The organism is Empedobacter tilapiae (genome assembly GCF_004785645.1).
GTDB classification, from domain to species: domain Bacteria; phylum Bacteroidota; class Bacteroidia; order Flavobacteriales; family Weeksellaceae; genus Empedobacter; species Empedobacter tilapiae.
In genome coordinates, this window is sequence record NZ_SRPE01000021.1 from 1 (window position 1) to 11,323 (window position 11,323).

At 31.0% G+C, this 11,323-nt stretch carries 7 protein-coding genes and 1 pseudogene; 4 read left to right on the top strand and 4 right to left on the bottom strand.

Annotation, left to right across the window (positions count from 1 at the left end):
- Positions 1–1,138 precede the first annotated feature (1,138 nt).
- Both E4J94_RS17405 and E4J94_RS17410 read left to right on the top strand, forming a co-directional pair.
- Positions 1,139–1,963: a hypothetical protein gene (locus E4J94_RS17405; protein ID WP_135837054.1), complete on the top strand. Its 825-nt coding sequence runs from the start codon at positions 1,139–1,141 to the stop codon at positions 1,961–1,963.
- Positions 1,964–2,023: 60 nt separating this feature from the next.
- Complete coding sequence (locus E4J94_RS17410; protein ID WP_135837055.1) at positions 2,024–2,362, top strand: hypothetical protein; 339 nt, start codon at positions 2,024–2,026, stop codon at positions 2,360–2,362.
- A 33-nt stretch (positions 2,363–2,395) separates the two neighbouring features.
- On the opposite strand, the gene E4J94_RS17415 is transcribed toward E4J94_RS17410, so the two are convergent.
- The 3 genes and pseudogenes from E4J94_RS17415 to E4J94_RS17425 all read right to left on the bottom strand — a co-directional run bounded on the left by E4J94_RS17415 (position 2,396) and on the right by E4J94_RS17425 (position 6,073).
- A complete protein-coding gene (locus E4J94_RS17415) occupies positions 2,396–3,697 on the bottom strand; it encodes a serine hydrolase domain-containing protein (protein WP_135837056.1) in 1,302 nt (433 codons plus the stop codon).
- Between the two features lie 493 nt (positions 3,698–4,190).
- Positions 4,191–5,288 (bottom strand): annotated as a pseudogene (locus E4J94_RS17420) (hypothetical protein).
- Between the two features lie 2 nt (positions 5,289–5,290).
- Complete coding sequence (locus tag E4J94_RS17425; protein ID WP_135837057.1) at positions 5,291–6,073, bottom strand: RNA polymerase sigma factor; 783 nt, start codon at positions 6,071–6,073, stop codon at positions 5,291–5,293.
- 2,969 nt (positions 6,074–9,042) lie between these two features.
- Here E4J94_RS17425 and E4J94_RS17430 point away from each other — a divergent pair.
- The gene (locus E4J94_RS17430; RefSeq protein ID WP_135837058.1) at positions 9,043–9,390 is read left to right on the top strand and encodes a helix-turn-helix domain-containing protein; all 348 of its coding nucleotides are present in this window, start codon (positions 9,043–9,045) and stop codon (positions 9,388–9,390) included.
- A 20-nt stretch (positions 9,391–9,410) separates the two neighbouring features.
- Here the strand turns inward: E4J94_RS17430 and E4J94_RS17435 are convergent, their stop codons facing one another.
- Positions 9,411–10,250 (bottom strand): tyrosine-type recombinase/integrase, encoded by an 840-nt coding sequence (locus E4J94_RS17435; protein WP_135837059.1) that lies wholly within the window; start codon positions 10,248–10,250, stop codon positions 9,411–9,413.
- Between the two features lie 238 nt (positions 10,251–10,488).
- Here E4J94_RS17435 and E4J94_RS17440 point away from each other — a divergent pair, with 238 nt between their 5' ends.
- Positions 10,489–11,034 (top strand): hypothetical protein, encoded by a 546-nt coding sequence (locus E4J94_RS17440; RefSeq protein WP_135837060.1) that lies wholly within the window; start codon positions 10,489–10,491, stop codon positions 11,032–11,034.
- Positions 11,035–11,323: the final 289 nt, after the last annotated feature.

Consider the following 11,323-nt stretch of genomic DNA (forward strand, 5'->3'; position numbering starts at 1 on the left):
TGGTTACGTTGCACGTTTTTGGACAAAGAGGTCCGCCAGAAAAGTATCTTATCGGAAACAAACTTGCTTCTGTGAATTAACTTTTACGGGTAAGGGAATTTGTGTTTAAAGCACAAAAAAACAGCCAAAACGCATGAAGAAATACAACTTCAACCACAAAAAAAGCAGTAATCCTAAAATTACTGCTTGTATATCTTAAAGCCACATTTCGAAAACCCCATAATACATAAAGCTACTCCGGTTCCGTTCAACGGGCTTTCATCTCTAGCCCTCCGGGCAAGACGAAAGCTTAGTTATTAGCTACAGTTTCTATTTATTCATTAAAGTTGATAATTTTTTTAATGGTAAAAAAGTAAAAAATAATAATAGATATAATACTAAATTGTTTTTACGATTAATGTGTTTAGGTAATTCGAACTCATCATATTTTTTAGAGTAAACAAGCTCGATTTTGTCATTAATATTTATGTTCTTACATTCTTTAGCGCCAACTTTAATATAATAATCTTTCGAATTGTAATTTACTTTTATTGAAGAACTAATCTTATAGTTGTAACAATCTTTATTTATGATAGTTAATTTTTTAATTATACTATCGTTTAAATTATTTTTCAGATCATTTTTATAATTAGTTTGATAAAAAATCATTAAAACTGTTAGAATTGAAAATATAAATTGATATTTATAAAAGTAGTTTTTCAAAGGTTCTATTTTAGAAATTATAGCTAACATTATTTTTTTACGAAGTTAAACATAATCAAGTTTCGTAAAAAAATATTATATCAGCTTTTCTTTAATTTCCTGCTAATATAAACATTCACAATAATAGTTAAAGTGTTACTTAGTTTTTTCTATTATTCGCTAAAAAGATTTGATTACAAACAGGTATGTTTTACTTTTCCCGAGTCCTCAGTTTATTACAAGCAGGTATGTTTTACCTTTCCTGAGTCTTCGGTTGATTACAAACAGATGTGTTTTACCTTTCCCGAGTCCTCGGTTAATTACAAACAGGTATGTTTTACCTTACTTGAGTCTTCGGTTGATTACAAAGAAATTTATTTTTTAACTATTTCTAGTGAGTTTTAGACGAATTAAAACGTTTAATTTTGGCTAATATTAATTGAGACTTTCTATAGAAATGAAAAAACTATTTTTATTGACAACATTATTTATGATGTCAGCACTTTTTGCTCAACAAGCGACCAATACATTAGAAGGCGTTTTTACAACAAAAGCAAAAGATGAATTATATAATCCATTGAAATTTGATGGAAAAGGAAGAGTAACAATAGGTGAATTTGATGAGGTTGGTTACGAATTTACCGAACGCAACGATTCGGTTATAATATTTGTCGAAAAAACGGTTTTTATCTTCAAAAAAGAGAAAAATCAATTAAAAGGAATTTCAGATTGGGTAGATAAAAAAGTATATAAATCAAATTTGAAATCTTTCGAAAATAAACCTCAATCAAATCCTAAATTAGCACAACGTGCAAATTGGATGGTAGAGAATTATGATATTAATTTTAAAAATAATGCAACCTATTTATTTGATTTTGATGAAGAAGCATTAAATCAAAAATTAAAAGAAAATGAAGCTGCAAATGCAAAACTGTGTAAAGAAGGTTTTGATGAAAGTTGTAAAGTAGTTTTTGCCTATAAATTTGCTGAACAATCTGGTGGTGTTTTCGAAACATTGAATGCGGCAGATGATATAAAACTTAAACCAAATAAAGAGTTACAACAATTGGCACAACGTGTGATAGATTTAGGAAATCCAGATGGATACGGATTATTTTATACGTATTATTATTTTATAGGAGAAAAAGAAAAAGCAGAACAATTTTTACAAAAAGGTTTAGATTTAGGATCTGCATATTGCAACGAGATTTCTTTAAATTCAGCTTTAAGTGAATTTGGAGAAGGTCTAGAATCAGAAATAGAAAATTTAGACGAAGAGTAATCATCGTATTGAAGAGATATGGTATAAAGTTTGTTTTATTTTTGTCATTAAATTATAATTATGAGAAAATCTTATGCTTTAATCATTCTTGTAGCTGCACTTTTTATGAATAGTTGTACTACAAACAAAGCGAATACGGATTCAACTTCAACTTTAGAAGAACATCAAATTGTTGTGAATGGAAAAGTAACTGAACTTGAAAGAGGTAAAGATGGCTATATGGCAACAATCGAAACCAAAAAAGGAGAGCATTACAAAGCAACAATTAGCATTATAAATTTTCAAAAGAATAATCAAGAATATAAAACCTTGAATATTGGAGATGAGGTTTCGGTCGAAGGTCCTACATGGAGCGATGTCGATGGAAACAAATATATAAAAGTGGAGAAGATGAAATAAATCAATTCAACCAAAAATAAAAAAGAGAACTTTTTAGTTCTCTTTTTTATTTAGTAAATATTTTGCAACAGCATCATAAGCTGGTAATGAATACGGGTCGTTCGCACTATTCGATGCAACCAGATTGGAAGCAAATCGCACAATAACCATTTCCGCTTTTGGATCAACATAAATCGCTTGACCATGAACGCCACGCGCCATAAATGCTTGATGCTCATTATTCGTTACCCACCACATATCTTTGTAGCTCCAGCCTTTTAGAAGTTTATAATCTGCCTTTGCAAAAGCTTGCTTACTTCCTCCTTTTTTGATTTCCTCAACCAAATTTTTAGGCAAGATTTGTTTGTTATTAAAATATCCATTGTTTCTTATCATTTCACCAAACATCGCTAAATCTCGAAGGTTAGCATTAAAACCACCTCCTGCAAAAGCAATTCCAGCACCATCAATCTGGTAATAACCATCAAAGTTAGTTCCCAATGGTTGCCAAAATTTTTCAGATAGAATTTGAGCCAAAGGTTTATTCATCACTTTTGTAATAATCCAGCCCATTACATCCGTATTCACTGTTTTATAACCAAAAGCTTCACCATGTTTACCATTTTTCTTGACTGTTTTTAGATAATCATAATAATTTGTAGGTCCATTATAATTTGCAGGTTTAGGAAAAGGATTTCCAGCAGCCGAAAAAGCCCAAACTTCTGCATTCGGATCGCTGTAATCTTCACTATATTGCAAAGCAGTTGTCATATCCAAAACTTGACGAATCGTCGCATCACCAAAAGCTGAGGTTTTCAATTCAGGAATATAATCACTACATTTTTTATGTTCATCTAGAATACCTTCAGCAACTAACATTCCACCAAGAGTTCCTGTTAAGGTTTTACTCACAGACATCAAGGCATGTCTACCTTGAGAATCTAACTCCCCAAAATATTTTTCATACACAATAGTTCCTTTGTGTAAAACAATTATGCCGTCCGTATAATTCTTTTGTAAAGAGGCTTCCCAAGTCATGGTTTCCTTACTTTCTAATGGAGTAAATGTAATTTTGTCAATATTCTTATCCAATTTACTTACCCAAGTATATCTGTTTTCTTGTGCCGAAGCGACATTTACAGTTGGGAAAAATTCGCGCATATGACAAACGCTATATCGTAAAGCCGGAAAGTTAAAAAAGCTACCATCTATAGCGGACAAAATATCTTCTTTTGCAGGTGGAAACCCTTTCATCCAATTAAAATTCTTTGGATCAGATTGCTGTGCTGTCAAAACTTTTTGTGCGTAACTCATCTGTGTCATCACTAAAATTAAACAAACTAATATTTTTTTCATAGTTGTACTATTTATTTGGTTGATAAATGAAGTAGAGGAGAAGCTTGTTTCTCAAATTTACAAAAATCGAATCAATGTTTCTTGTTTTTAACGTATGCTATAATAAGTTATAATGTTTTTTTAATTAATGATTCCTGCTTCGCGGTAATTTTCGCGAGTCATTAACCACAAAGTATCCGCTGTTGCTTTGCTTATATCAGGAAACCATCACCGTTTAATCATTTGCTATAGTAAAAATTAAAACGTTTGTATAAAATATTTTAACCATGACCTTTTTGTATAAAAAACAACTACACTAGCATTACAACACCTGAACTACAAAAATTGTTTACATACATTCTACTGCCACTATGTTGCCTTCATGTTGCCTTTATCCTGCCTTTATCTATTCAAGTATACGCTCAGACACCCTTAGTATATGTTGTTTACATTTAGTGAGTGTTCGTGATCAACCTCACCTTACGGGTGTACAATCACCCTCAAAAATTATAATTTATGCTGTTATAAGCTCAATTCCGGCTTTATCAGCTTTGTATTTTATTTTAGTCATCAGTTCATAATAACTCCAATTCCTCAGTACAAATTCTTCTTCTTTGGCTAGCTCCATCTTTTCTTCTTGATCCAATAAAATAAGTGTTCCTGCTTTATTATTGATGCAAAAATCAATTAACTTTCTGCTGTAAACATGCAGTCGATGATGCACGTAATTACGTTCTACTTGACTCATTTTATCTAGAGCTTTTAGTTTTCTAGTTCTTCCTTTGCCCGATTTCGCATAAGTTGCTCCAATTTGTACTCGTTTACGGGACGCTTGTATCGCCAATCTACGGTAAAAAAACTCTTCTTTGGTTCCTATTGTAAGCCTAGATTTTCCTATTTTTACAACCAATGGATATTCCAACGACAAGGAAGCTTCTGCAATAGTTTCAGGTTTTAATTGATGGTTTTCTTTTTCAACTTCAACGGCTGCTAACCAAAATATTTTACTTTTTTCTAATTTTATTTGTGATGTACAAAGTTTTATTTCTCCACTTATCACTTGTTCCAGTAGTTTTTTATTACCTGTAAAATCTTTTCCCAAATAGGTTTTGAATGGTATTTTAAATAAGATAAAACAAAAACTTTTCTTCTCTTGACTATAACATAATTTAGTTATTTTACTGCTATTAAAAGGAAATGCCATAGCTCGTTTAAAATTTTTTAATGAGATTTCACCTTTCCAATATTTGACACAATCTTTTTTGAAAGATTGATACAACATATTATTCAAACAAGATAAAATATTCATTGGAACTTCGCCTTTAAAACGTTTTGAAAGTACACGATAAATGGTATTCATTCTAGAGCACTCTAGTATCCCCTCTGCATCTTTCTTCTCGTCCATTAATTTATATTTAATTCCTTAAGAGAGGTAAAAAAAATCTTTAATCATTTCTTGTACATACAAATGAGAAACAATCAAATTAGCGGCTTTAAAACATCTATTTTGCCATTTATAAAGCTTGTCTAATTCCTCTTTACGTTCTTCTTGGGTTGGTAAATCGATAATTAATTGTATTTTTCGAGTGAGTATTAAGGTAGATTTTTCCATCATCAATAGTTTAGGGATTGAACTTTGTTTTGTTGAGTGAATTTATAGGCGACTATAAATTCATTGTGTACCTCTTTTTGAGACAATTGTAATGCTGAAGCTATTGTTGAAAAAGATTGTTTATGCTCGCATCGAAGTTTTAAAATCAGCGATTGTGTTTCGCTTATTTGAACTTGTTTCTCTGGAGTAGAGACTGTTTTTCTTTTACTTACCAACTTATCTTGGTGACTTAAAATCTTCTTGAGATCCGCTATAGCATGTTTAATTTCGTTACTTGTTTCAGTGATCCCTCTTCCCATTGCTTTAGCAATCGCTTTGTACTGAAATCCATGTTTTAAACAGAGTTCTATCAAATGCTCTCTTTCGTCACTTAATAGAGGTAATACTTTTATAATCTCTTCAAAATAGTGCTGTTGCCTATCATGGTCGATTAGGTTTTGAATGTTATCTGCGGGATCATATCCAGCCAAATAACTTTGATAATTCTCATAACCTTCTAGCGAACTCACAGTTCTAAAAAACTTATTCTTCGGTTTAGCAAAATGCGAATAGCAACTGTATTTCATGACAAGTCTCAAAAAGAAAAAGATATGATCAGGGGACTCCATCTTTTCGCGATATTCCCATAATCTCAGAAATGCATCTTGTACCAAGCATTCTATTACAAAATCATCCTCAATTATTTGTTTACCAAACCAAAATATTCGTTTATTGTACCTGACATAAATACGTTCGAAAGCAGTAGAATCACCTTTTCTTAATAATTCAAATTCTTTTTCTAGCATAATAAGGGTGGTTTATTTATGTTTTACGTGATACGTATTACGTTCTACGTTTTTACATAAGTTTTTTAATTCAACATTAGTTTTAAAAGTCACTCCTTTCTCAGTACATCGCGCCAACTTTGTTTTTGGGAAAGGGGTTTTTGTTTTTTGCGTTATGCAAAACTATTTTTTTCAATATTCAAAATTCCTTTTTAGCAACGAATACCAAACCGTCATTGCTGAAAAGTCGAGCGTCAATTCGGCGTAAAGAGCGTTAAAAATGATTTATGTTCGCATTTGATATGCGAATGTTCTAAAGCATTTAGCGAGTAGCCGTTATTGACCGACTTGTAAGCACAGACTTGATTTTTTTTGTTTCGTTTTTTTTATCAAGAAAAAAAATGAAAGTAATATCCTTTCTATCACTTTTTTATGAGCAAAAAAGTAATCAAAAAACTCTTGGCCGTAAACCTCTCTACTAAAAATGTTCTCATTTCTCTAAAGATTTAAAAAACCCTACGGGCTAAAATCTTTTTAACGTTGCACTCAAACATTTTCTTAACGTGAGAGTTTTAATACCATTTTCTTCATCCTTTTTCAATACTCAAATCCACTTTTTATAACGGATTTTAGAGTCGACATACGATTTGCAGACGAGCTTCAATCCATTGAAACAAGCGTAAAAAAGATTAGTGAGCATGCGAATCATTTAATCTTTTTAGTGCGTGAAATGGGAATTGAACGTCGAAAATCGCGGTCTTGATTTTTTGATTACTTTTTGATCAAGCAAAAAGCAATAAATAGAGAACTTCTAATTATCGCAAATTTAATTTAGAATTTCATCTCTATTTTCACGCGCGCGCGTCTACTTTTATTCTATATTCCTACTCACAAATACCCCCTCCAACAGTTTTAAAAATTACATTAATAAATGAAAAATTAACACTAATCACTTTATGAAGATCATTTACTTTCTTCTTAGGTTGCCTTCGGGGGATAGAGTGTGAATCTGTTTACTTTTTCATAATTTTACATAAGTTTTTTAAAATTCAACATTAGCTTTAAAAGCCTCTCCTTTTCCAGTACATCGCGCCAACTTTGTTTTTGGGAAAGGTTTTTTATTTCAAATTTGTTCTTTATTTTCATTTTTTGAGCGCAAAAAACGAAACAAAAAACGCTTGGCTGTAAACCTCTCTACTAAAAATGTTTTCATTTCACTAAAGATTTTACAAACCCTACGGGCTAAAACCTTTTTAACGCTCCATTTAACCATTTTCTTAACGTGATAGTTTTAATACCGGTTTCATCATCCTTTTTCAATACTCAAATCCACTTTTTATAACGGATTTTAAAACCGTCATTGCTGAAAAGGCGAGTGTCAATTCGGCGTAAAGAGCGTCAAAAATGATTTACTGTTCGCATTTTACATGCGAATGATTTAAAGCATTTAGCGAGTAGCCATTATTGACCGACTTGTAAGCACCGACTTGATGTTTTGTAATCACATACTCTGTTAGCACAGACTTTGCACTAAGGTAAAAGTTTAAAAATGTACCTAAGCTCCACTGGCGCATCTCCTCTTAATCTCAAATGTTTTTTCATCAAGGCTCCCCGTAGGGCATATGAATTCATTTGAAATAATAATAACTCATGAATAAAAAATGAACATATAATCATTTTCTTATTATCGTAAATTATGTTCAGAACCTCATTCTTAACCTCAAATGCATCTCACATCTAATTTGTACATTTTACATCATAAATCCCACTTCGTAAATCCTAAATCCTATCCCTTCCGATACACGAACCTCGAACAAACCATACGGAACGCATATATAATGGATATAGAATGGATACAGCGCGGATATACAACCGATACAGAAAAGTGTCATTTTCGATATACACCGATACAGGATTTTAACATTTTTTAACACATTATTTCTCTAATATTCTGCTATTTCGAGGTATCTAGAAATCTTTCTATCACTTTTTTGAGAGCAAAAAAGTAATCAAAAAACTCTTGTCTTTGATTTTCGACGGTCAAAATTAGTTTCAGTCATTCAATATTTTAAATCATTTGCTACGCAAACAGTAAAATATTTTAACCATTTACTTCAACTTTTTGACACTCGCCTCCAAATCATATGACGTTTTTATAATCCTTTTTCAATATTTAAATTCGTTATCACTTTCAACAACGGAGTTTGTCATTCTGAGCCCGTCGAAGAATCCCGTTTTTAACCTCAAATACATAATACAATGTACTTTTTCAAACTCTAAAATCTCAATACTAATATCTAACATCTAATCTGTACCTACTACTTATTACATAATACAATCCTCTCAATACTAAAATTTCACATCTCACATCTAAATAATAGGTAGCAGAACCCCAATAAATTTGGAAAATGGCAATAAAGGATTTACTTTTAATGTGTGAAAAATAAAAGTATAACCTAGCTGTCAAAGTCTCATTAGCGAGGCTCTGATAGAGAGCGTGTAAAGAAAGGATTACTCTTTGCTTTACGTTCCGTTAAATGTTATAAAACGGAGGATTGTTCTTTAAAAAGAAGTAGTTAACCAACAGACTTTGTCTGGCGGTTTTTTACGGATGAATGGAAATTGTTTCGTTCTCATTTTGTGTTGGGTTTTATGGAACGATGTTTCTCGTGTATGAAGAAATACTTGCAAAAAAAGCAAGGCGGCTTCACACTTTAGAGTCAAGGGCGACCAAATCCTACTTAGAAAACTTTCGATTTAATAAGTCTCTATCTAAAGCATATGTGAAAACCGCCCATGCCGTATACGAAAGTACAAAACTTTTGAGACATGGAGCGATTTCACGATACTCTCGATAGTAAAATTGGTCGTTTTAGGGTCGAGAACACATCGTCAGTAATACGTCTTTATAGACTAATTATCAATTCGCTATAACAAATATAATATAATTATTTTAATATCCAACAAGTTGGATTAATAAATTTTCAGAAATGAATAAATTATTTGAATTTGAAACTACTCAATTCGATTTTGACTTGATAAATCATGTGAAAAATCTTAGGAAGGAACATGGATTTACTAAAGATGAGCTCAGTTTGAAAATGGGTGTTGCTAAATCTTTTGTTGGGAATGTAGAATCTGCTACACAACGACATAAATATAGCACCCGTCACATAACTCTATTAGCAAAAGCATTTGGATATAAAAATATTGGAGAGTTATTAAATTTTCCAACTCCTCAGTACGATAGAATTAAAGTGACCGTAGTACAGACTTATAATGAAGCAGGAACTAAAGTATTGAAAAGTGAGGTGGTGAAGATTGTTGAGATAAAATGATGTATTAAATTAAAGAATTATCACAAAAAATCTAAGGGACTTGGTGTCGATTTTTTATCAATATCTGTAATGTGCGTATAAATCATGGTAGTTCTAATGTCGTTATGACCTAATAATTCTTGAACTACACGTACATCAATTCCACTTTTTATAAGATGAGTAGCATACGAATGTCTTAAGGTATGTACGCTGCCTTTTGATAAAACGCCAGCTTTATTCATTGCGTTTTTCAAGATTAATTGGACGCTTCTTTCACTGTATTGATCGCCTTTAGCGCCTTCAAACAAAAAATCTTTAGGTTGATAAACCTTATAGTATTCTCTCAATAATAGCAAAAGTTTATCTGGCAAAGCAACTATTCGATCTTTGTTACCTTTACTTTGACGAACAAGAAGTAAATCACTTTCCGATTTTATATCTGCAATTTTTAGATTAATCAATTCGCTTAGTCGCAATCCACAGCTATAGATTATTGTAAGAATAGCTTTATGCTTTAAATTTTCTGTTGCATTTAATAAATTTCGTACTTCTTCTTGAGAAAAGAAAGTTGGTAATTTATTAACTTTTCGTTTCGGATAAAGGTAATTTAATTCGATTTTTTGATTTTCAACTAATTCAAATACTTTTTTAATTGCCCCAACCAAAGAGCGTTGATAAGATGCACTTATATTTTCTTGGATTACCTTTGTATTAATAAATAATTCGATTTCTGAAATAGGAATTTCATCTAAACTATTATATTTTTCCATTTGCTCTAAGAAAACTTGAGCGTAACTACAATACGACTTTATAGTATTGTTTGCATACCGTTGTAATTTTAATCGATTTTGTAAGGTTTTTAGAATTGTTTCGCTATCCATACATTCATTATTACATTCTACATTAAATTATTTCGTGATACATGAATATTGTTTTTATAAGTATCTAATTTACAAAATTATAATTATATTTGTTTTTAATTTTACGAAATGCAGATATAGCTGATTTTTTACGAAACTAAAGCTATAGTAGTTTCGTAAAAAACAATGTTACCAGCAATTTTAAAAAATGTCAATACTTTTTATTTCTTTACTTATTTTAATTGCAATTTTATTTTCAATGTATTTTGCAAAAGGTCAAAACAATTGCCTTTTTATATTTATTGTAATTTTTGGGATATTTTTCAGTATCACTGCTATAGGAATTGACTATTTATTTAATAATTCTTTTGGTGCTTCAACTCCTATAAATGTTAAAACTGAGAACCAAACTAATGAAGCACTAAAAATATATTCTATTGTGTTTTGGGACAATGAATGGAATGGAAAAGGCAATTATGCTTATTTTGACTCCAACTTAAATCCAAACGAAAAATCTAATGATTTTTGGTTTGAAAATGATGGAACAAAAGAGTTTTGGATTATAGCAAAAAATCAAAAAAAGGAAATAGTGTATTTAGAAATCTTTTCAGATAATCAACAAAGTTATAACCTGAATATTATTAATCAGAATAATATTGATCCAATTAAAACATCAATAGCTAAACAACTAACAAGTAATCTAGATAAATCACTTTTAATAAGAAAAGTATTGATTTTACTAAATTATTTGTTAATGAGCTTGATATTATTAAGTGTAATAAAAAAAACTGCTGGTAATAACTAAGCTTTCGTCTTGCCCGGAGGGCTAGAGATGAAAGCCCGTTGAACGGAACCGGAGTAGCTTTATGTATTATGGGGTTTTCGAAATGTGGCTTTAAGATATACAAGCAGTAATTTTAGGATTACTGCTTTTTTTGTGGTTGAAGTTGTATTTCTTCATGCGTTTTGGCTGTTTTTTTGTGCTTTAAACACAAATTCCCTTACCCGTAAAAGTTAATTCACAGAAGCAAGTTTGTTTCCGATAAGATACTTTTCTGGCGGACCTCTTTGTCCAAAAACGTGCAACGTAACCA

What these genes read in the sequence shown, in the direction of transcription:
- E4J94_RS17425 (WP_135837057.1), bottom strand. Translation starts at nt 6,073, where the DNA reads ATGCTAGAAAAAGAATTTGAATTATTAAGAAAAGGTGATTCTACTGCT.
- E4J94_RS17430 (WP_135837058.1), top strand. Translation starts at nt 9,043, where the DNA reads ATGAATAAATTATTTGAATTTGAAACTACTCAATTCGATTTTGACTTG.
- E4J94_RS17440 (WP_135837060.1), top strand. Translation starts at nt 10,489, where the DNA reads ATGTATTTTGCAAAAGGTCAAAACAATTGCCTTTTTATATTTATTGTA.
- E4J94_RS17410 (WP_135837055.1), top strand. Translation starts at nt 2,024, where the DNA reads ATGAGAAAATCTTATGCTTTAATCATTCTTGTAGCTGCACTTTTTATG.
- E4J94_RS17405 (WP_135837054.1), top strand. Translation starts at nt 1,139, where the DNA reads ATGAAAAAACTATTTTTATTGACAACATTATTTATGATGTCAGCACTT.
- E4J94_RS17435 (WP_135837059.1), bottom strand. Translation starts at nt 10,250, where the DNA reads ATGGATAGCGAAACAATTCTAAAAACCTTACAAAATCGATTAAAATTA.
- E4J94_RS17415 (WP_135837056.1), bottom strand. Translation starts at nt 3,697, where the DNA reads ATGAAAAAAATATTAGTTTGTTTAATTTTAGTGATGACACAGATGAGT.